At 67.7% G+C, this 19924-nt stretch carries 19 protein-coding genes; 6 read left to right on the top strand and 13 right to left on the bottom strand.

What is annotated here, in order from left to right; genetic code table 11:
- Nucleotides 1–19: 19 nt before the first annotated feature.
- On the top strand, nt 20–490 hold the full coding sequence (locus tag O1A05_RS03910; protein ID WP_270106766.1) for an SRPBCC family protein: 471 nt from the start codon (nt 20–22) through the stop codon (nt 488–490).
- 215 nt (nt 491–705) lie between these two features.
- Here the strand turns inward: O1A05_RS03910 and O1A05_RS03905 are convergent, their stop codons facing one another.
- Both O1A05_RS03905 and O1A05_RS03900 read right to left on the bottom strand, forming a co-directional pair.
- Complete coding sequence (locus O1A05_RS03905) at nt 706–1992, bottom strand: MFS transporter (protein WP_270106765.1); 1287 nt, start codon at nt 1990–1992, stop codon at nt 706–708.
- Nucleotides 1958–2218, bottom strand: coding sequence for a hypothetical protein (locus O1A05_RS03900; protein ID WP_270106764.1), 261 nt, complete (start codon nt 2216–2218; stop codon nt 1958–1960). The genes O1A05_RS03905 and O1A05_RS03900 overlap by 35 nt, the downstream gene beginning before the upstream one ends.
- Nucleotides 2219–2376: 158 nt before the next feature.
- Between O1A05_RS03900 and O1A05_RS03895 the strand changes: the two genes are divergently transcribed.
- Nucleotides 2377–3309, top strand: a complete 933-nt coding sequence (locus tag O1A05_RS03895; RefSeq protein WP_270106763.1) for a LysR family transcriptional regulator — start codon at nt 2377–2379, stop codon at nt 3307–3309.
- Here the strand turns inward: O1A05_RS03895 and O1A05_RS03890 are convergent.
- The 4 genes from O1A05_RS03890 to O1A05_RS03875 are packed head-to-tail and all read right to left on the bottom strand — an operon-like array spanning nt 3303 to nt 6151.
- On the bottom strand, nt 3303–3824 hold the full coding sequence (locus O1A05_RS03890; RefSeq protein ID WP_270106762.1) for a MogA/MoaB family molybdenum cofactor biosynthesis protein: 522 nt from the start codon (nt 3822–3824) through the stop codon (nt 3303–3305). The two genes, O1A05_RS03895 and O1A05_RS03890, sit on opposite strands and share 7 nt — an antisense overlap.
- The gene (moaC, locus tag O1A05_RS03885; RefSeq protein WP_270106761.1) at nt 3821–4363 is read right to left on the bottom strand and encodes a cyclic pyranopterin monophosphate synthase MoaC; all 543 of its coding nucleotides are present in this window, start codon (nt 4361–4363) and stop codon (nt 3821–3823) included. Before moaC ends, O1A05_RS03890 begins: the two co-directional genes overlap by 4 nt.
- On the bottom strand, nt 4356–5810 hold the full coding sequence (locus O1A05_RS03880) for a molybdopterin molybdotransferase MoeA (protein WP_270106760.1): 1455 nt from the start codon (nt 5808–5810) through the stop codon (nt 4356–4358). Before O1A05_RS03880 ends, moaC begins: the two co-directional genes overlap by 8 nt.
- Before the next feature lie 5 nt (nt 5811–5815).
- Nucleotides 5816–6151, bottom strand: a complete 336-nt coding sequence (locus tag O1A05_RS03875; RefSeq protein WP_270106759.1) for a MoaD/ThiS family protein — start codon at nt 6149–6151, stop codon at nt 5816–5818.
- A gap of 33 nt (nt 6152–6184) precedes the next feature.
- Here O1A05_RS03875 and O1A05_RS03870 point away from each other — a divergent pair, with 33 nt between their 5' ends.
- The gene (locus O1A05_RS03870; RefSeq protein WP_270106758.1) at nt 6185–7489 is read left to right on the top strand and encodes a ThiF family adenylyltransferase; all 1305 of its coding nucleotides are present in this window, start codon (nt 6185–6187) and stop codon (nt 7487–7489) included.
- Complete coding sequence (locus O1A05_RS03865; protein ID WP_270106757.1) at nt 7482–7904, top strand: molybdenum cofactor biosynthesis protein MoaE; 423 nt, start codon at nt 7482–7484, stop codon at nt 7902–7904. The genes O1A05_RS03870 and O1A05_RS03865 overlap by 8 nt, the downstream gene beginning before the upstream one ends.
- Nucleotides 7905–7944: 40 nt before the next feature.
- Here the strand turns inward: O1A05_RS03865 and moaA are convergent, their stop codons facing one another.
- From moaA to O1A05_RS03840, 5 genes are read right to left on the bottom strand one after another with little or no spacing between them, the layout of a single operon-like run.
- Nucleotides 7945–9024, bottom strand: coding sequence for a GTP 3',8-cyclase MoaA (gene moaA / locus O1A05_RS03860; RefSeq protein WP_270106756.1), 1080 nt, complete (start codon nt 9022–9024; stop codon nt 7945–7947).
- A 27-nt stretch (nt 9025–9051) separates the two neighbouring features.
- Complete coding sequence (locus O1A05_RS03855; RefSeq protein ID WP_270106755.1) at nt 9052–9936, bottom strand: ABC transporter ATP-binding protein; 885 nt, start codon at nt 9934–9936, stop codon at nt 9052–9054.
- Nucleotides 9929–10810: an ABC transporter permease gene (locus O1A05_RS03850; RefSeq protein WP_270106754.1), complete on the bottom strand. Its 882-nt coding sequence runs from the start codon at nt 10808–10810 to the stop codon at nt 9929–9931. Before O1A05_RS03850 ends, O1A05_RS03855 begins: the two co-directional genes overlap by 8 nt.
- Before the next feature lie 19 nt (nt 10811–10829).
- Nucleotides 10830–11684, bottom strand: a complete 855-nt coding sequence (modA, locus tag O1A05_RS03845; protein WP_270106753.1) for a molybdate ABC transporter substrate-binding protein — start codon at nt 11682–11684, stop codon at nt 10830–10832.
- A 20-nt stretch (nt 11685–11704) separates the two neighbouring features.
- Nucleotides 11705–12097 carry a TOBE domain-containing protein gene (locus tag O1A05_RS03840; protein ID WP_270106752.1) on the bottom strand — a complete coding sequence of 131 codons (393 nt, stop codon included), beginning with the start codon at nt 12095–12097 and terminating at the stop codon, nt 11705–11707.
- Between the two features lie 238 nt (nt 12098–12335).
- Between O1A05_RS03840 and O1A05_RS03835 the strand changes: the two genes are divergently transcribed.
- Both O1A05_RS03835 and O1A05_RS03830 read left to right on the top strand, forming a co-directional pair.
- Nucleotides 12336–13835, top strand: coding sequence for an L-lactate MFS transporter (locus tag O1A05_RS03835; RefSeq protein ID WP_270106751.1), 1500 nt, complete (start codon nt 12336–12338; stop codon nt 13833–13835).
- 120 nt (nt 13836–13955) lie between these two features.
- Nucleotides 13956–16322, top strand: a complete 2367-nt coding sequence (locus O1A05_RS03830) for an FdhF/YdeP family oxidoreductase (protein ID WP_270106750.1) — start codon at nt 13956–13958, stop codon at nt 16320–16322.
- A gap of 105 nt (nt 16323–16427) precedes the next feature.
- On the opposite strand, the gene O1A05_RS03825 is transcribed toward O1A05_RS03830, so the two are convergent.
- Both O1A05_RS03825 and fdhD read right to left on the bottom strand, forming a co-directional pair.
- Nucleotides 16428–18155 carry an HNH endonuclease signature motif containing protein gene (locus O1A05_RS03825; RefSeq protein ID WP_270106749.1) on the bottom strand — a complete coding sequence of 576 codons (1728 nt, stop codon included), beginning with the start codon at nt 18153–18155 and terminating at the stop codon, nt 16428–16430.
- A gap of 825 nt (nt 18156–18980) precedes the next feature.
- Complete coding sequence (fdhD, locus tag O1A05_RS03820; RefSeq protein ID WP_270106748.1) at nt 18981–19826, bottom strand: formate dehydrogenase accessory sulfurtransferase FdhD; 846 nt, start codon at nt 19824–19826, stop codon at nt 18981–18983.
- Between the last annotated feature and the right edge of the window lie 98 nt (nt 19827–19924).

The following is a 19924-nucleotide window of genomic DNA, read 5'->3' as shown; positions in this document are numbered from 1 at the left end:
CCGACGAGGAGGCAGGATCATGACGACATCCGAAACATCACCTGACGACGCTCCCCAGTTCACGATCACCCGGATCTTCGACGCGCCCCGCGAGCTGGTCTGGCGAGCGTGGACCGACGAAGCGGACCTGGCAGCGTGGTTGCACCCGTTCGGCGTCTCCACCGACACCGTGGCGTTTGATGTGCGCGTGGGCGGCCGGTACCAGTACACGATGACGAACGACGAGACCGGAGAGCGGTTTCCCACCGGCGGAGAGTTCCTGGAGGTGGAGCCGATCGATCGGCTCGTCTTCACCTGGGGCGAGCCGGAAGCGCCCGTCGAAGGCGCCCCGGTCATCACGCTCACCCTCACTCCGCAGAGGGAGCGCACCGAGCTCATATTTCATCTGCGCGGATACGACGGCAGTCCCGGTGATGATTTTGTTTACGACGGCTGGGACGAAGCCCTCACCAACTTCGGTCGGCACCTGGCCGGCGAAATTCTGGGGTGAATGCGGGCGCGGAGCTACTCCTGCGCCAGCTGATAGACCGTAGTGCGGTCGCCGTGTTTGCCGACCATCTGTACCTGGCCCGTTCTCATGCTTCCTGGAGACGCGGCGCAGCCCGCCGGGGCTTTGCACGAAGAGGGCGTCCGAAGTGAGGCGTATCTGAATGCCTTTGCCCGCCCCGAGAGTATGTGGTCCCAGATCGCGGTGGATGATCGAGCCTAGTGACCGACGTCGTTGCGGCGCTGGGACCAGAGCAACACCGGAATGAGCGCCAGGGCGAGCACACCGCCTCCGAGGGAGAGCACCTGGTAGCTGGTCGCGGACATGACCATCCCCGACATCATGCCGCCGCCGGCACCGGCCAGGGCGACCAGGACGTCGATGGAGCCCTGCGTGCGCGGGCGGTTTTCCGGCACGGTGGCATCTACGACGAGCGCGGTGCCCGAGACGAGGCCGAGATTCCACCCCAACCCCAAGAGCACCAGGGCCAGGATGAGCAGACCGAGCGAGTCACCGGGGGCGGTGGCGGCGACGACGCCGGCGAGCAGGAGTGTGACCCCGCCCGCGATGGCCATCGGGACGCGGCCGAGCTGGTCCACCAGGATTCCGGTGACGAGCGAGGGCAACCACATGGCCCCGATATGCAGCCCGATCACCAGCCCGACGGCGGAGAGTTCGTGGTGGTGGGCTCGCATGTGAATCGGCGTCATCGTCATGATGGCGACCATGACCAGTTGTCCGAGCACCATCACGGCCGCACCCACGTAGGCCCCGATCTCGACGGTGGGAACCGGGGTATCAGGGTCGGGGGTGGTCGCCTGCGCTGCTTCATCGGCGGCGAGGCGACGGGCCAGCAGGAACGGGTCCGGACGCAGCAATGCGAGCAGCACCATGCCAGCGGCACCGTACGCCGCGGCGGCGAGCAGGAAGGGCCCGGCCAGGGCGGGGATCCCGAGGGCGTCGGCGAGGTGGCCGAGCGGGTCGATGAGGTTCGGCCCGACCACCGCGCCCAGGGTAGTGGCCACCATGGCCATGGAGGTGCCGAATCCGCGGCGGTGCGCCGGGGCCAGGTCAGCCCCGGCGTACCGGGCTTGCAGGTTGGTGGCGGTGCCGGCCCCGTATACGAACAGGGAGACGAACAGTAACGGGAGGCTGTCGAGGGCGGCGGCCAGCACGACGCCGAGGCCGCCGATCCCGCCGGCCAGGAAACCGAACCCCAGGCCCAGGCGCCGTCCGACCCGCTGGGTGGAGCGTCCCACCAGAAAGGCAGCCAGGGCGGAGCCGAGGGTGAACAGCCCGGTGGGGAGCCCGGAGAAGGCGTCGGAGCCGAGCATCTCCGCGGCCAACAGCGCGCCCACGGAGATGCCCGCCGCCAGCCCGGCGCCACCGAGCACCTGGCTGAGGATGACGACAGCCAGGGTGCGTCGGTGGACGCGGGCGACGTCGTGTGTGGAAAGCCGAACCTGGGGCTCAGACTCCAGCACGCTCGGGCGCCGTTTCGTCACGCACCAGCGCCACTGCGGCGTCGAATTCCGCCTCGATATCCTCATTGCGGGTGTAGGTGATGAGGGAGACGACGACGGCGGTGATCACCGCGAAGAGGAAGCCGGGCAGCAACTCGTAGAGATCGAAGATTCCGCCCTCGGCCTCGGCCAGCCAGCGGTGCACCAGGGCGATGGCGTCGGCGGCCAGGTCCTGGGGGCGAACGTCGGGTGATGCGGGGGTGTTCACTGTGGCGGGTCTCCGTCTCTGGTGGTGCCTGTGCGGTGGATCACTACTTCAGCCAGTGTGGGCGCCATCCACCATGAAGTAAAGCAACTGTTTGTGGTGAGTATCATGAAGAAAAACCGGATGATCTACGACGACGGACGCCGAGCCGAGGAGCCGCCATGCTGGACCTGAAACGCCTGCGCCTGCTGTGGGAGCTGCACCATCGCGGCACCGTGGCGGCGGTGGCGAAGGCGCTGAGCTACAGCCCCTCGGCGGTGTCGCAGCAGCTGGCGGTGCTGGAGAAGGAGGCCGGGGTGCCGTTGATGCGGCGCACCGGACGCACCCTCACCCTGACGGCGGCGGGCGAGGCACTGGTGGGCGAGACCGAGCAGCTGCTGGCCGGGCTGGAGCGCGCCGAATCGGCCCTGCATCGGGCCCGGGACGTGGTGGGTGGCACCCTGCGCGTGGCGGCTTTCCAGACGGCGATGATCGCCCTGATGCCGGGTGCACTGCGGCGGTTGCGGCGCGAATATCCGGAGCTGCGGGTGGAAGCCGTGCACTACGAACCGGGGGAGGCGCTGCAGGAAACGTGGGGGCGCGGGTTCGACGTCGTCGTAGCCGAGCAGTACCCGGGGCATTCCACTGAGCATTTTCCGGGGTTGAAGCGGCAGCTGCTGCTCAGCGACCCGATCCGGCTGGCGGTGCCCCCGCGCGGGGTGGGGGATGCTGCGTTCGACGACGCCGAGCGGTTGGAGGATCTGCGTGAGCTGCCGTGGGTGATGGAGCCGCAGGGAGCGGCCACCCGGCATTGGGCGGAACAGGCGTGCCGGCTGGCCGGATTTGAGCCCGATGTCCGCTACGAAACGGCGGATCTGCGGACCCACATCCGGTTCATCGAGACCGGGAATGCGGTGGCTTTGCTGCCGGGGCTGCTGCACCAGGGGGTGGCCGGTCGCGTACGGCTGATCGAGCTGGACGGGGAGCCGCGCCGCACCACTTTCACCGCGGCCCGGGCCTCGCACAGTGCCCACCCCGCGGTGGAAGCTGTGCGCGCAGCCCTGGCTGTTGAAGCCGCCGAGCTCACCCCGGAGCTGGGTCCCGAAGCTCAGTGATCCCCGCCGGCGCGCTGGGCGAGCAGGTGGGGCAGCAGCGGATCGAGTACGGCGAGGCCGTCGCGGACCCCGGACGGTGAGCCGGGCAGGGTGATCACGAAGGTGCTGCCAGCGAATCCGGCGACGCCACGGGTGAGCGCGGCCATCGGGGTGGTCGCGGTGCCGCGGGCCCGGATCTGCTCGATGATCCCGGGGAGGGTGACATCCAGCAGCGGAGTGACCTGCTCCGGGGTCTGATCGGTGGGGGAGACACCGGTGCCCCCGGTGGTGATGACGACGCGGGCGCCGTCGTCGAGTGCGTGTCGGAGGGCCTGGCCCACGGGTGCGCCGTCGGGAACCACCGTGGGCTGGTCCGGGACGGTGCGGAATCCGCGCTCGTGCAGCCAGGCGCGGATGACCGGACCAGTGGCGTCCTCGGCGGTGCCGGCGGCCGCGCGGGTGGAGGCGACGATGACGGCCGCTCGTGGTTGACCTGGCTGACTTTGCGGAGTGCCGGGGGCGTCGTCGTGGGTCATTCGACCGACCAATCGCCGGATTTGCCGCCGGATTTGGCGAGCACGCGGGTGTCGGTGATGACGGCGTGTTTATCCACGGCTTTGATCATGTCGTAGAGGGTGAGCGCGGCGACCGAGGCGGCGGTGAGGGCTTCCATTTCGACGCCGGTGGGGCCCTTGGTGGTGACGGTGGCGAGGATGCGGACGCTGGAGGTGCCGGAATCGGCGTCGTCGTTGGTGTTTTCAGGGTCAGTATCGAAGTCGATGGCGAGTTTGCTCAGCGGCAGCGGGTGGCACAGGGGGATGAGGTCGGAAGTGCGCTTGGCGGCCATGATGCCGGCGATACGGGCGGTACCGAGGGCCTCGCCCTTGGGGAGGTCGCCGGAGCCGATCAGCGCGACGACCTCGGGCGTGGTGGTGAGGACGGCTTGGGCGCGGGCCGTGCGCTGGGTGATGGCCTTGTGGGTGACGTCGACCATGTGGGCGCTGCCGTCGGTGCGGAGGTGGGTGAGTCGTGCGGGCTGATCTGGCTGGATGGGGGTGTCAGCGGGTTCAGTCATGGAGGCTCCAGGTGGTCACGGGGGTTCCGGCGGGCAGGTGGCTGACGCCGAGCGGGATCTCGGCGATGAGGTCGGCGGTGGCGAGGTTGTGCAGCAGGTGCGAACCCGGGGGGAGGCAGGTGACGGTGCCGTCGGTTTCGAGGACGGCGCGGCGCAGCTGCAGCTGGTGTTCCGGGGAGTCGACGTCGGTGGCGAGTGGGCGTTGGACGGTGGTGCGGCGGGCGGGGCGGCCAGCGAGTTCGCGCAGGGTGGGGACGAGGAAGAGCAGGGCGGAGAGCAAGGTGGAGACCGGGTTGCCGGGGAAGCACAGGGCGGGCAGGGTGCTGGCGCCGGGCAGCTGGAGCGCGCCGAGGCCCTGGGGGCCGCCGGGTTGCAGGGCGACGGAGACGAAGCGAGCGCCGAGCGGTTCGAAGGTGTCGCGGACGACCTCGAAAGCGCCGGCGCTGATGCCGCCGGAGGTGACGACGAGATCGGGTGCGGTGTGCTCGGTGACCAGGGCGAGCAGGGCCGCGGGGTCGTCGGGGCAGCGGGCGAGGGTGACCTCCGCGCCGGCGTCGCGCAGCAGGTGCACGAGCATGGGTCCGTTGGCGTCGTGGATGCGCCCGGGAGCGAGTGCGGTGATGTCCGGGGTATCGGGGGCGAGCTCGTCGCCGGTGGTGCACACCAGGATGCGCATCCGCGGACGGACCGGGACGGTGGTGATTCCGGAGGCGGCCAGCGCGCCGAGGTGTGCGGGGGACAGGCGGGTACCGGCGTCGAAGAGCGCCTGACCTGCGCGGATATCGGTGCCGCGGCGTCGGATGAAGGCGCCGGGTGCGGGGACCTCGGTGATGCCGATCTGGGCGGTACGGGCGGTATGGGCTGGTTCGGGTGCGGTGCCGGTGCCTTCCGTGCCTTCGGGCGATGTCGGCGCCTGGGTGTGCCGGGTCAGCGCGGGAAACCGGCCCGTCGTCGTGGCTTCCACGGGGACCACCGCGTCGGCCCCTGCCGGGATGGGCGCGCCGGTCATCACCGGGGAGGCGGTGCCCGGAATATGCGTAGCCGGGGGGTCGCCGGCGGCGGTGGCCAGGCCGAGTGGAAGGCTGGGAGCGTTCAGTGATGGGAAAAGGCTCGTCAGATCTTTCTCACGAGCCATATCCCAACACTGAATGTCGGAACGCGGCGCGGAAGCCGGTTCGGACGCCTCACCAGTCACACCAGTCACAGTAGTCTCAGTGTTCGGGACGGCCGCCGTCAGATCCGCAACCCGCACGGCGTACCCGTCCATCTGCGAGTTGTCGACGGGCGGCAGGTCGGCGGGTGCGGTGATGCTGCGCGCGCAGACCCGCCCGACGGCGGCGTCGAGCGGGATCAGCTGGGGTTCTGCTGCGTGCAACCGTGTCACGACGGGCGCGAGCAGCGCGGTGACCTCGGCAAGGTGGTCCTCGACGGTGCGGGGTTCAGTCACCGTGCTCATCCGCCGGCGAACGGGGGCAGCACGTCTACGGTCAGCGGCGTCCCGGAGGTCTCGTCAGCGGCGTCGGCGTCACCCCGATCGGCGCCGGTCAGCGCGCCCCGATCACGCCGCACCACGCCGTCCACCAGGAACGATCCGCTGCGCAACACCTTCGCCATGGGGGCGCCATACCGCTCGGTGAGCTCGGCGCGCAGCGCGGCCAGGGTGGGCTCGCCCAGCTCCAGGCGCTCCTGCGTCGTACCTGCAGCGTCGGCGGCGGCGGCGAAATAGCGCACGGTGAGCGCGGTCCTCGCCGGTGCGGTCGGGGGAGTCTCAACGGTGCGGGGTGCCATAGTCACATGCTAGCCCGCCCGTAGAATGGCCGCATGTCAGACATCTCCACCGACATCACCACCGGCGCACCCGCCCGCTTGCCCGCCCTCGTGGACCCGGTGCCCGCTCTCAGCGCGGAGCAGCGGGATCGCGCCGCCCGGCAGATCCGCCTGCCCGGTTTTGGTGAGGAAGCGCAGCGCCGTCTGGCCGCCGCCCGCGTGTTGGTCATCGGGGCGGGCGGCCTGGGGTCAGCCAGTGTCCCCTACCTGGTGGGCGCCGGGATCGGGACCATCGGTGTGGTGGACGACGACGTCGTGGAGCTGTCGAACCTGCACCGGCAGATCGCGCACGGCACCGATGACCTGGGGCGCGCGAAGGTGGATTCGCTGGCGGAAACGGCCGCGCGGCTCGACCCGGGCGTGCGGATCGTGACGCACCGGGAGCGGCTGACCTCGGTGAACGCCCTGGACGTGTTTGCCGACTATGACCTGGTGGTGGACGGCAGCGATAATTTCGCCACCCGCTACCTGAGCAACGACGCCGCACAGCTCACCGGCATCCCGCTGGTGTGGGGCTCGATTCTGCAGTTCCACGGGCAGGTGTCGGTGGCATGGCACGAACACGGCCCCGGTTTCCGCGACCTGTTCCCGGTGCCGCCCGCACCCGAGGACGTCCTGAGTTGCGGCGAGGGCGGGGTGCTGCCGGGGTTGTGCGGCACCATCGGATCGCTGCTGGCCACCGAGGTGATGAAGCTGGTGACTGGGGTCGGAGAGCCGCTGCTGGGGCGGGTGCTGGTGTACGACGCGCTCGCCGCCGGCACCCGTGAGATCACGTATCGGCGGGACCCGGAGGCGGTGGCGGTGACCGAGCTGATCGACTATGAGCTGTTCTGCGCTGGCGGCGCGACGGCGCCCGAGGGGGTGGATGCCGGGGCGTTTGCCCGTGAGTACTCGGGTGGATTCTCCGGTGGTGCTGGCGGAAGCGACGACGGCGGACCTGACCCAGCGCGTCCTGTGCTGATTGACGTCCGCACCGCCGAAGTACATGCTCAGCGCAGCATCCCCGGCGCCCGACTGCTCCCGCTGGATGCGCTCGACGCCGCGGCGGACCAGGGACCGGACGCGGTGCGAGGCCTGCCCGCGCTCGCGGATCTGGTGGCCGACGGCACCGGCCCCGACGTCGTCGTGCACTGTGAACGCGATCCGCGCTCGATCCGGGCGGCACGGATCTTACGCGAGGCCGGATTCGACCGGGTGCGATACCTGCGTGGCGGAATCCGCGCGCTGACCACCGCCGCCCCGGAGCTCGTGAAGAGTAACGAGACCAGTGAACACCACCGAGGAGAAACACGTGTCTGATCTACCCGCACCCCTGGCCCGCGTGGGCGAGGACCCCATTGACGAAGCGGCCGTGCGCGCGGCGGTGGAGGCCCCCGAGTGCGGCGCGCTGGTGCTGTTCCACGGGGTGATTCGCAATCATGACGGCGGGGAGTCCGTGCGCGCCCTTGACTACAGCGCACACCCGCAGGTGGGTCAGTTCATGGAGCGCATCGTGGCGGAAGAGCAGCAGCGCACCGGGGTGCGGCTGGCGGCCTGGCACCGGATCGGCCCGCTGACGGTGGGCGACGCCGCCTTGGTCGCGGCCGCGGCGTCGGCGCACCGGGGCGAGGCGTTCGCCGCCATCGAGCAGCTGGTGGAGCGGATCAAGCACGAGGTGCCGATTTGGAAGCGCCAGCACTTCGAGGCCGGAACCTCGGAGTGGGTCGGGCTCTGAATGCGGGGCCGGCGGCACTGACTGACCGCTGTGCTCCGGCTCAGCCTCCGATGTAGGACATCTCAATCCGCTTGCGGGTGGGGCTCAGCTCGGTGCGGTACTCGGAGTAGCGGTCGGTGCGCGCCTTCCACCGACCCTGCAGAGCAGCGGCGACGTCGTCGTCCGTAGAGTCAATCGCGCCAGACTCCCCGTGTTCGTTGCGCAGCAGGGCGCGCACGTCGAACCCCTCCGAGGCGAACAGGCAGGTGAACAGCTGGCCTTCTGCGGAAATTCGCGCCCGCGAGCAGTCCCCGCAGAACGGTTGCGTGACCGAGGAAATCACGCCGATCTCGCCCGCGCCGTCACGGTAACGCCACCGTTTCGCCGTCTCGCCGGGGTTCCGCGGCGGCACCGGATCCAGCGGGTGCACTGCGGAGATCCGCTCCACGATCTCGGCCGAGGGCACCACCTCATCGAGCACCCAGCCGTTCGAGGTGCCCACGTCCATGTACTCGATAAACCGCAGCACCTGACCCGTGCCCCGGAAATGCTCGGCCAGCGGGAGCAGCTCGTGATCGTTGGCGGAGCGCTTCACCACCGTGTTGATCTTGACGGGCCCCAGCCCGGCTTCCTCCGCGGCGGCGATGCCCTTCAGCACCCGTTCCACCGGGAATTTGACGTCGTTGAGCGCCATGAACTTCTCGTTGTTCAGCGAATCGAGCGACACCGTGACCCGGGTCAGTCCGGCCTCTTTCAGCGCCTGCGCCTTGACCGCCAGCGCGGATCCGTTGGTGGTCAGGGCCAGGTCCAGCGGCTCGCCGTCGAGGGTGCGCAGCTCGGCCAGCTGGGCGATGAGGTCTTCGATGCCGCGGCGCAGCAGGGGCTCACCGCCGGTCAGGCGCACTTTGCGCACACCGAGGCGGATGCCGATGCGCACCAGCCGGGTGATCTCCTCGAAACTGAGTAGCTCGTCGCGCTCGAGGAACTGATAGTCGCGCCCGAAGATCTCCTTGGGCATGCAGTACACGCAGCGGAAGTTGCACCGATCGGTCACGGAGATGCGCAGATCGGTCAGTGGTCGCCGGTGCTGGTCGACGACGCTGAGGTTCAGGCGGCGTGCATGCGCAGGAATTTCGGGCACACTTCAGGCTAACACCCGTGTTCAAGCTCAGGCCTGCGGGCGCCTAGGGCTGCGGGCCGCTCTCGGTGATCGGACGACGCGGAGGATCACCTCGGTTCCGGGTGGCAGGGTGTTGCGGTGATGAGGTGCGACGACGACGCCGCCATCAGCAGTAACGGTGCCCCGCACCTCGCGCCCGGACTCGGCCGGCCCGGGATCCGGTGCTACGGGTGCCCGGTCCACCACCTGTCCGCGGTCCAGGGCCAGCACCCGATCCGCCAGCGCATCCAGGTCGTCGCCGTCGTGCGTGACCATCAGCGCAGGCACCTGCAACCGGGCCAGCTCGTCGCGCACCAGCTCGCGCAGCCCGGCCGCACTGTCCATGTCGAGTGCGGCGAATGCCTCGTCGAGTAGCACCACCTCCGGGGTGTGGGCCAGGGCGCGGGCCAGGGCAACCCGCTGCTGCTGACCCCCCGACAGCTCCGACGCGCGCGCCCGATCCCGCCCGGGCAGCCCCACCCGCTCCAGCCACTCGGCGGCCAGGGCGCGGGCCGGCCGGCGTCGCATCCCGTGGGCGCGCAGCCCGAAACTGATGTTGTCCGCGGCGTCGAGATGCGGGAACAGCCGCGGTTTCTGCTCCACGTAGCCCACGCGACGGCGCCAGGCAGGCAGCGCAGCCAGCTCGCGCGCCCCCACCGCGATGGAGCCGGTGAGAGTGGTGCCAGCGCGCTCGTCCAGCGTCCCGGCCACGGCCGCCAGCAGCGTGGTCTTCCCCGCGCCATTCGGTCCGACGACGCCGAGGGTCTCCCCGGGCGCCACCGTCAGTGCGGCCCGCAGTCGGAACTCGCCGCGCCGCACCTCGAGGTCCGCCGTCAGTCCCGCACCTGACCCTGAATTTGGTCCACCGGCAGCGGGACGCCGCTTGTCAGACATGTTCACTCGATTCGGCGCTGTTTTTGTTTGAAACTCGACGTCCGGCACCAGCACCCGTCCCGGCACTAGCCCCGGTCCCGCGCCTTTCCCGGTCCGGCAGCCGAAGCACCAGGGTCACGAAGGAGATCGCGATGAGCAGCAGCGCCAGGGTGAGCGCGGTGTCCTGGCCGACGCCGGACCCGTTGAACGCGGTATAGATGGCCAGCGGGATGGTCTGGGTGACCCCCTCCGCATTGCCCGCAAACATCGCGGTCGCCCCGAACTCGCCCAGCGCCCTCGTGAAGCTCAGCACCGTCCCCGACACCAGCGCCGGCGCCAGTAGCGGCAGGGTCACCCGCCGCAGCACCGTGACCGGCCGGGCCCCCAGCCCTTCGGCCACGCGCCGGAAATCCGGGTCGGCGCTGCGCAGCGCGCCCTCCACCGAGATCACCAGAAACGGCAACGCCACGAACACCTGGGCCAACACGACGGCGAGGGTGGTGAACGGGATCCGCACCCCGGCCAACAGCAACACGTCGCCGAGCAGCCCGCCCCGGCCCAGCAGCATCAGCAGCGCGAGCCCGCCCACCAGCGGCGGCAGCACCAGCGGCATCAGCACCACCCCGCGCACCAGGGTCGCCGCCCAGCCGCGCAGGGTGGAGAGCTGTATGGCCAGCGGCACCCCGATCAGCACGCAGCACACTGTCGCGATCGACGCGGTGGCGAGCGAGAGCCCGAGGGCCCTCAGCGCGGTGGGGGTGGCTAGCACCGCAGGCACCTGCACCCAGTCCACGCGCAGCAGCAGCGCGATCAGCGGGAAGAGCAGGAACAACAGCCCGATCCCGGCCGGGATCCACAGCCACCGCGAAGTGCGCACCGCTGTCACCGTCGTCACTGTCTTTTCACCGTCCCGCTCACGGTGCGCCGAAGCCGAAGTCTTCCAGCACCTGCTGGCCCTCTTCGGAGAGCACGAAGTCCACGAAAGCCTGGGCGGCGTCCGGTGCGTCAGCGTCCTGGAGTACCGTGATCGGGTATCGGTTCGGGTTCTCGGCCGCGCCGTCGAGCGTCACCGCCTCCACCTCGCCGTCGGCAGTGGCCACATCGGTGCGGTACACCAGCCCCGCGTCGGCCTCCCCGTTGACCACCTTCGACAGCGCGGCGCTCACGTTCTGCTCCTCCGACGCTGGGGTCAACTCGACTCCGGCCGCGTCCAGCAGCGTCCGGGCAGCGTTGCCGCACGGCACCTCGGCCGCGCACATCACGGTGATCGGCGCGTCCGCCCCGTCCGTCCCGCCAGCCCCGTCCGCGAGATCGTCCAGCGACTCGATGCCCAGCGGATTCCCCTGCTCGACGGCGATCACCAGCTCGTTGGTGGCGAAGAGCACCGGGTCGTCCGCGGTCAGCTCGGCCGACACGGCGTCGTCCATGGTGGGCTCATCGGCGGAGGCGAACACATCGGCCGGGGCGCCGCCGGTGAGCTGGGTGACCAGGGTCGAGGAACCGTCGTAGACCGTGGGCGCGAAGGTGATGTCGGGGTGCTGCTCCGCGAAGGCGACGCTGAGTTCGTCGAAGGCGCTCTTCAGCGAGGCCGCGGCATACACCGTCAGCTCGCCGGAGATCTCCTTGGCGACCCCGGCATCATTCGACGACGACGCCGTGTCCGGCCCGCTGCCCGAGCCACCACCGCAGCCGGCGAGTAGCAGTCCGGCACCGAGCAGCCCGGCCAGCAGTGCAGAGCGTGAAGTGCGAGAGGTGCGCGTGAGAGTCATGATGGACCGTCCTTCGGCGCTCAGCGCGGGGTTTCGACGATGACGTGGGTCGACTTCACCAGCGCGGTGGCGCGGGATCCGACCTCCAGCTCCAGTTCCTCCACCGCTTCGCGGGTCATGATGGACACCAGTCGGTGCGGCCCGGAATGCATCTCCACCACCGCCATCACGCCGTCGACGTCGACCTTCGTGACGATCCCGGTGAAGGTGTTGCGCGCGCTGCGCCGCACTGGATCCTCGTCACCTCCGGTGGCCAGGTGCTTGACGTGTTCGGCCAGCGAGCGGCCGTCCACCACCTGCACCCCGGAGGCGTCGGTGCCCGTGGTGAGCTTGCCGTCGTTGACCCAGCGCCGCACGGTGTCGTCACTGACACCCAACAGGCGCGCCGCTTCTCGGATACGAAATTCTGTCACGAATCGAAGCGTATCACCGCGAATACGTTTCAAATAGGGCAGTGCAGACGTACCTGCGGAAAGTGACACCTCGGACACTTCGCTGCCTGTGGAGTTAGTTACATCACACGATGTAGTGTTTTCCCGTCAGCGCCTTCAGATGACGTCCAGTTGGGATCGATGTGGCATGAGATCCGAGCATTCACGCAGTTCAGACGCACCTTAGAGCAGTACCGTTCACACCTCACGAAAGAGTCACATGCGCATCCTCGATCGCGAAGCCATCATCGCGCCGCCGACGTTCAACCGCTGGCTGATGCCGGCCGCGGCGCTCGCTATTCACCTCTGCATCGGTCAGGTCTACGCGCTCAGCGTGTTCAAGACCCCGCTGATGGGTAATTTCGACGCCGGCGACGTCGCCATCGGCTGGGTGTTCTCCGTGGCGATCGCCATGCTGGGTATCTCCGCCGCGGTGGGCGGCACCTGGGTGGAACGTGCCGGACCCCGCAAGGCCATGGTCGTGGCGGGCGCGTTCTGGGTGGTCGGCTTCTTCGTGGCCACCCTGGGTATCTCCACCGGTCAGCTGTGGCTGCTGTATCTGGGCTACGGCGTGATCGGCGGTATCGGCCTGGGCATCGGTTACATCTCCCCGGTCTCCACCCTGATGAAGTGGTTCCCGGACCGCCCCGGCCTGGCCACCGGCTTGGCCATCATGGGCTTTGGTGGCGGCGCCCTGCTCGCCAGCCCCATGTCGAACTCGCTGATGGCGTTCTACGGTGGCGGTAGTGAACCCGATCAGCTGATCGCGGGTCTGACGCCGACCTTCCTGACCCTGGCCATCGTCTACGCCGTCGCCATCACCTTGGGCGCGATCGTGATCCGCCTTCCGCACCCGGACTGGAAGCCGACCGGCTGGGACCCGTCGAAGGCAGTCAAGAAGAAGCTGCAGACCTCCGGAAACGTTTCGGCGAAGATGTCGATCCGCACTCCGCAGTTCTGGTTGTTGTGGATCGTGCTGTTCACCAACGTGACGGCGGGTATCGGCATCCTCGAGAATGCCGCTCCGATGATCCAGAGTTTCTTCTCCGACGTCGACGCCGCCACCGCCGCCGGGTTCGTGGGCCTGCTGTCCATCGCGAACATGGCCGGGCGCTTCCTGTGGTCCAGCGTTTCCGACTTCATCGGCCGGCAGAACATCTACATCGTCTACCTGGGTGTGGGCATCGTGATGTACCTGGTGATCGCGCTGTTCGGTGCGCAGAGTCTGATCATCTTCCTCATTGCCACCATGGTGATCCTCTCCTTCTACGGCGGCGGGTTCGCCACCATCCCGGCGTACCTGAAGGACATGTTCGGCGTCTATCAGGTGGGCGCGATCCACGGTCGACTGCTCACCGCCTGGTCGGCGGCTGGTGTGGCCGGCCCGCTGATCGTCAACATGGTGATCGAGAACCGCAGGGCCGCCGGGGCCGAGGGTGCCGACGTCTACGTGCTCTCGCTCTACATCATGGTGGGCCTGCTCGCCGTCGGTTTGGTGGCGAACCTGCTGATGCGCCCGGTGAGGGAGAAGTTCTTCGCCTCCGAGGAGGAGGTCGAAGCCGCCAAGGTGCACGAGACCAACGGCAACGGTGGGGCGCAGCCGATCCACTCGACCGGCGGCATCTACAAAATCGTGGCGTACGCGCTGACCGGTGTCGTCGTCGTGGGTCTGATCTACGCACTGACCCAGGTGCTGATCAAGGCCGGAGCGTTCTTCTAGGCGAGAATGTGAGCTCAATCCCGTATCCTCGATATACGGAGCAATCTGAGGTAGATGACGCGCGTCACGCACCGCTGAGAGTGCGGAAGACGGCGCGGAGAGATCCTGAGGGGGTCGACCATGTCTGGTGTACGAGGACGGATCGTCGAATTCAACGATATCGACGAGAACGCCCTGGAAGTCTCGAAGCCGAAGGGTGCCGCTGCCGGGCTGAAAGCCGTGGAAGTGGCCCTGCAGCGTGCCGTGCGTCAGGGTGGGGTGAGCCGCACCGTCCGCTCGCTGTATCGGATCAATCAGCCCGACGGCGTCGACTGCCCCGGCTGTGCGTGGCCCGAGTCGATCACCGGCGACCGCAAGAAGATCGAGTTCTGCGAGAACGGCGCCAAGGCCCTGGCTGAGGAGAACACCACGCGTGTAGCCAGCCCGGAATGGTGGGCACAGTACTCGATCGCGGAGCTGGAGCAGAAGACCGAGTACTGGTTGGGTCAGTCCGGGCGCATCACGCACCCGATGATCATCCGCGAGGGCGAGACGCACTACCAGCCGATCACCTGGAACGAGGCGTTCACGACGATCGCCGAGCACGTTCACGCTACGACGCCGGACCGGTGCACCTTCTACACCTCGGGCCGCACGCCGAACGAGACGGCGTTCATGTACCAGTTGATCGCCCGCTCCCTGGGTACCAACAACCTGCCGGACTGCTCGAACATGTGCCACGAGTCTTCGGGTAGCGCACTGAATCCGACGATCGGCATCGGTAAGGGCACCGTGTCCCTGGAGGATCTGGAAAAGGCGGAGCTGATCTTCGTCGTCGGGCAGAACCCGGGCACCAACCACCCGCGCATGCTGGGCTCGCTGGCCGAATGTCGCAAGAACGGCGGCAAGGTGGTGGCGGTGAACCCGCTGCCGGAGGCCGGGCTGCTGCGTTTCAAGGACCCACAGACGCCGAAGGGCCTGCTGGCCGACGGCGAACGGACCTCGGACGAGTTCCTGCAGATCAAGGTCGGCGGTGACCTGGCGTTGCTTCAGGCGCTGGGCCACCTGCTGCTGCAGAAGGAAGCCGAAGCGCCGGGGACCATTGTGGACCGCGAGTTCGTGGAGTCCTCCACCCTCGGGTTCCAGGAGTACGCTGACGCGCGGGCCGAGCTGGATTGGGATGCCACTCTGGAGGCCACCGGCCTGGAGCGGTCGGAGATCGAGATGGCCGCCGACATGCTGGCGAATTCGAAGGCCACCATTTTCTGCTGGGCGCTGGGCATCACGCAGCAACCGCATTCGGTGGACACCATCAAGGAGATCATCAACCTGCTGCTGTTGCAGGGTAACTTCGGCAAACCGGGTGCCGGTGCCTGCCCGGTGCGCGGGCACTCGAACGTGCAGGGCGACCGGACTTTCGGTATTTGGGAAAAGCCCACCGAAGCGCTGCTGGAGCGGATCGACAAGGAATTCGGCATCACCTCCCCGCGTGAGCACGGCTACGATTCGACCGAGTCGATGGACGCCATGTACGACGGCAAGACCGACGTCTTCGTCTCCCTGGGTGGCAACCTGGCGATGGCGAATTCGGACACCGCGCACATGGAGGAGGGTCTGCGGCGCACCGGGCTGACGGTGCACATCTCGACCAAGCCGAACCGTTCGCACGTCACTCACGGCAAGACCTCTATCATTCTGCCGACCCTGGGCCGCACCGACCTGGACGATAAGCACCCGGGCGGGATGCAGTTCCTGTCCGTGGAGAACTCGATGTCGGTGATCAGCCGCACGCAGGGTCGCCTACAGCCGGTGTCCGACCACCTGCTGGCCGAGCCGGTGATTCTGGCGCGGATGGCGCGGGAGATTTTCGGTCCGGACCATATTGTGGACTGGAAGGCGATGGCGGATGACTACGATGTGATCCGCGACCACTGCTCGCGCGTGATTCCGGGCACCGAGGACTTCAACACCCGGGTACGCACGAAGTACGGTTTCGTGCTTCCGAACCCGCCGCGCGATCGGCGCAGCTTCGCCACCGCAGCCGGCAAGGCGCACTTCACGGTGAGCCCGTTGGAGTACCTGACGCCGCCTGAGGGGCACCTGGTGTTGCAGACGATGCGCTCTCATGATCAGTACAACACCACCTTCTATGGTCTCGATGACCGGTACCGCGGTATCAAGGGCGGTCGCCGGGTGATTCTCATCCACCCGGAGGACCTGAAGGAGACCGGCTTCGCGGATCGGACCCTGGTGGACGTCATTTCGGTGTTCAAGGGTGAAGAGCGACGCGCGGATCGGTTCCGTTTGGTGGCGTACCCGACGGCGCGGGGCTGTGTGGCTGCCTACTACCCGGAGGCGAACGCACTGGTGCACCGCGAGCTGGTGGCACGCGAGTCCAACACCCCGGGCTTCAAGGCGGTGATGGTGCGTTTCGAAGAGCGCGCCGAGGATCCGCAGGGCGCCAACGAATACGACCAAGAAGAATCCACGGTCGAAGCCGCGCTGTAAGACCCGCGATGTATGTAGGTCAGCTGTAGGTCGGTACAGAAAACTGGCACGGTAGGTCGGCACGACGAAACACATTTTCTCGCGTCGGCCTACTGTCGTGTTGGCTCACTCCCGCCTGGGTCGCCAGTAGGTGTTCCGCCTCGGTACTTGGCCGGGGTCGATGTAGGGTGGCGCGGTGAACCAGGGCACGTCATCGATGATGTGGATGGCCCAGTCGCCTCGGTCGGCTAACCGGTGATCGTGGTGGCATAGCAGTACCCCGTTGGCGGTGGAGGTGGGGCCGTGGTTGCGGGCTGGGTCGATGTGGTGGGCCTCGCACCACGGTGCCGGTGTGGTGCATCCTGGGGCGGCGCAACCGCCGTCGCGGGCGACGAGTGCTTTGCGTAGGTGTTTATCGAAGAATCGTTCACTGGTGCCGACATCTAACACTTGTCCTGCACCGCCTAGGACGACGGGCAGGATTTCGGCTTCGCAGAGGAGGTGTCTGATCGTGGTCGGGTTGATGGGCCCGGTGTAGGAGCCCTGGCTGAGTTGGAACCCTGGCAGGGTCCCATCAGCGAGCCAGGCTGGGTTGAAATTCTTGGGCGCGATCCCGCCCTGGTGCATCATGCGTAGCAGTAAGGGCAGATCGATGGTGACCAGCATCTGAGGCCGGGTGCCGCCTTGGTCGGGGAGTTTGTTGTGGGGGACTTTCAATCCTGCGGTGAGGACTCCGATGAGGGCGTCGTGGGCTTTCTGGTCCCGGGTGCGCTCATCCAGGCTCTCGGATGGGTTCCCGTCAGCATCGACCGCATGAGTTTCAGTGCCAGCTTCTGAGGTGCTGGTCGTGTTTTCGCTGTGGGAGCCAGGGGTGGCTCTGGGGTTGTTCATGGCGTGGACCAGGGTGGAGAGGAGCTCGTCGCCGGCTTGGTCGGTGGCGCATTGCCAGATGCTGAGCTTGCCCCGAGTGCCGATGCGACGTAGTCCCCGCTTCTTTTCGGCGATTTTGTCGTCGGGTGCTTGGCCGTCGGGATTGATCCGAGTGCTGGTGCGTTCTTTCCACCCGGCCGCATAGGCAGTGAAGGCGTTGTCATCAAACTCCCGGGCCTGGTCGACCAGGGTCTTCTCCCCCTCAGTGATCAGTTGCTCGACGTCGTGGGGGTCAGTGCTCACGGAACGGGCTTCTTCATCCACCGCGTTCAGGGCGTCGATGATGGCCTGGGTGGCTCGTGGGGTGATGTCTCCGTCGACGGCGGCGTCGTGGACTTCGGGCAGCGGGGGTTCGGTGGTGGGGCCCGCGGCGTCGGTGAGGCTGGCCAGGGTGGTATCGGGGTGGATGGCGTTTGCGGTGTGGATCCGACGTCGGGCGACCCCGAATCCGACCATGGTGTGGGACCGCAGGTAGTCGGCGGCGTTTTTGTGTACGACCCGTCCGGTGGGGAGCCCGAGGAGTTCGAGGCGTTGTTCGTGCAGGGGGAAGATCCGCCCGACAATCCCGGCCAACGCGGTTTCCACGTTCTCACACAGTCGGCCCAGGGTAGCGGCCTGGGTGATGATGGCGGGCAGGGACGAGGCCGGGTCATCGCAGACGATGGCGTCCTCATTGTTCTTGCCGCCGGTGGCGTAGTGGCCTTTCTCGTTGGGTAGGAATGAGGTGCCCCAGTCGTGGCGGGTGTCGGGTGTCTGCCGGTGGAACGGGGTGAACTCGTCGTGGGCATGGGCCGCAGAGACGCGCCGGCTCAGGGTGGTGAGGCCGTGTTCAAGCAGGGTGGTCAGGTCGGCGGTGGTGAGCTCGTCGAGGGATTCAAGGAGTTCAGGCAGGGCAGAGAGGGAAGGCGATGCGGTGGTGGTCATGGCCTGGCTCTCCCTTCCTGCGGTCTGAGTCCGTCGTATATCTGGGACGTGTGTTCTAGTTCATAGTCTAGTTGCGGCGGCGCTTGAAGGGAAGTGGTGATCGAGGTTGGGGATAAGTTGGGTAGACGAAAAATGGGGCCGCGGGATGGTGCGGGAGGCGGCTCCTCCACAGGGGTGCGAGACGTGTTGGGTACTACTCCTCTAGGCCTTCATCTCGACCAAGAGTGAAGAACAAGAGCCACGAGACGCTTATCTCGTCCTATCCATAGATCAGGATGGTGGTGTGAATACCACCCGGATCTCTTCTCGACGAAGAGGACGGACACCGCGGTAGGTCACCGACCCCCGCGGTCGACAAAGCGAGGTACACCTATGGAAAGTGCACGCGAAGGTGGCACCGGGATAACGACCAACATTGCTAATTTACTGAGGTCCGAGCGCCGAGGGCCCGGAGCGTGGGCACACGCCAATGCGGAGCGCTCCTGGGAATGCCCGGAATGCCAAGGGTTTGCCTGGATGGTCAAACACCGTTCCAGCGCTGGTCACTTCTCAGCGCATCACTCGACCGGTTGTGAAATCGCAGGGCGACAAGTGGACAGCTCACCGGGTGTCGTCGAACCCAGAAAGCGGCCCCATCTCATCGCAGAGGAAGGATATGTGGCTGGACTGGTCGATGGACGAACTGGACCCGCGTAATAGGGCCATGATGGGACGACACGTGATCGCCTATGGAATGACGCGACGGATGGCGAATGGGGGCGTTGGCATTACCCCGCTATTTTCAGGAGCAGTGAGCTTTCGTCCGGCAGCTCGTGAGCGGTGAATCTAGCCGGTGAAGGTGGAGTCGATGACGCGGTCGTCGCGGGTGTAGACCACCATGGAGGACCCGCGCAGGAAACCGACGATGGTGATGCCGGCGTCGTCAGCCAGATCCACCGCGAGCGACGACGGCGCGGACACGGCCGCCAGCATCGGAATGCCGGCCATCAGCGCCTTCTGGGTGAGCTCGAAGCTGGCCCGCCCGGACACCATCAGCACGTGGCCGCGCGCGGGAAGCAGTCCCTGCTGCAGCGCCCAGCCGACCACTTTGTCGACGGCGTTGTGGCGTCCGACGTCCTCGCGCAACACCAGCATCTCCCCGGTGGTGCCGTCGAAGAGGCCGGCCGCGTGCAGCCCGCCGGTGCGTTCAAACACCGCCTGCTGGTCGCGCAGCTTCTCCGGGAAGGTGGTGAGCAGCCCGGCTTCAATGACGAGCGGGTCGTGGCGGACCTCGAACTTCGACGTCGTCGCGACCGCATCGATGCTGGCCTTGCCGCACACCCCGCACGAGCTGGTGGTGTAGAAATTGCGCTCCACGGAGGGGTCGGGCGGGGCGACGCCGGGGGCCAGGGTCAGGTCGAGCACGTTGTAGGTGTTGACGTCGTCGACCACGGCGCCCGCGCAGTACCGGGCCGCGGCGAGCTCGCCGGCCGAGGAAATGACACCCTCGGAGACCAGGAACCCGGTGGCCAGTTCGACGTCGTGGCCGGGGGTGCGCATGGTGACGGCCAGCGGGGTGCCGCCGACGCGCAGCTCCAGCGGTTCCTCCCCGGAGAGGGAATCGGGGCGCTGGGTGCGCTTCTCTCCGACGGTGATGCGGGTGACGCGACGGCGGGCGGCGATGCGGGACATGGCACCAGTCTGCCCCGTTTGGGGCGCGAGTGCGAGATGGCGCGCCTGTCTGGTGGGGTGGGCGTGGGGACTGGATAGCATGGGGGCACCGGGTGCGA

This window comes from Citricoccus sp. NR2 (assembly GCF_027594385.1).
Taxonomy (GTDB): domain Bacteria; phylum Actinomycetota; class Actinomycetes; order Actinomycetales; family Micrococcaceae; genus CmP2.
This window is presented reverse-complemented; position numbering and strand designations above follow the sequence as displayed.